This is a genomic window from Proteus faecis (genome assembly GCF_003144395.1).
GTDB classification, from domain to species: Bacteria; Pseudomonadota; Gammaproteobacteria; order Enterobacterales; family Enterobacteriaceae; genus Proteus; species Proteus faecis.
On the sequence record NZ_PENZ01000044.1, the window covers coordinates 1 to 530 of the forward strand.

1 protein-coding gene is annotated in these 530 nt (G+C 36.8%); it reads left to right on the top strand.

What is annotated here, in order from left to right:
- Nucleotides 1-155: 155 nt before the first annotated feature.
- Complete coding sequence (locus DK858_RS13850; protein ID WP_311749809.1) at nucleotides 156-356, top strand: hypothetical protein; 201 nt, start codon at nucleotides 156-158, stop codon at nucleotides 354-356.
- Nucleotides 357-530: the final 174 nt, after the last annotated feature.

Sequence of the window (530 nt, forward strand, 5' to 3'; positions counted from 1 at the left end):
GCTATCCGCGATATCGAGTCGGCTAGAAGTACTTTAAATCTACATTAGAATGGAGTGTTTAAATGAGTAAGGCAACACAGTCAAAAAATAGCAGTGAATTGTGGAATTGGTTTGGATTGTCTTATGCATCATTTCTAGTCATGCCAAGAGTTCTCATGCATGAAATGCCTACTGAATGGCAAGATAAAATGGCAGCTTTATTGTATGAATATGATGAAACATTCGACACGTCATCTGTTTGCCATTCAGTAGTAGTGAGTGCAAAAGACAAAAATAATAGGTTTATGAAGATGCCGGGTTACATCCTGAATTATCGTCGTCCCGATCATGAAGAGATTGATAAACTCAAACTTTAGCCAACAAGAAAGCAATACGGGAAATTGAAGTAAGTAGATAAAAATAACCCTGTGAGTTTGGGCTCCCACAGGGCTTTCACTAGTATGTGTGAAAACAATAGATTACCAATATTAAGTAAGCCAATCTGTTAATAATCAACGTAAGTTTTTAGAAAACAATCGCCTCGTAATAGC

What these genes read in the sequence shown, in the direction of transcription:
- DK858_RS13850 (WP_311749809.1), top strand. Translation starts at nt 156, where the DNA reads ATGCATGAAATGCCTACTGAATGGCAAGATAAAATGGCAGCTTTATTG.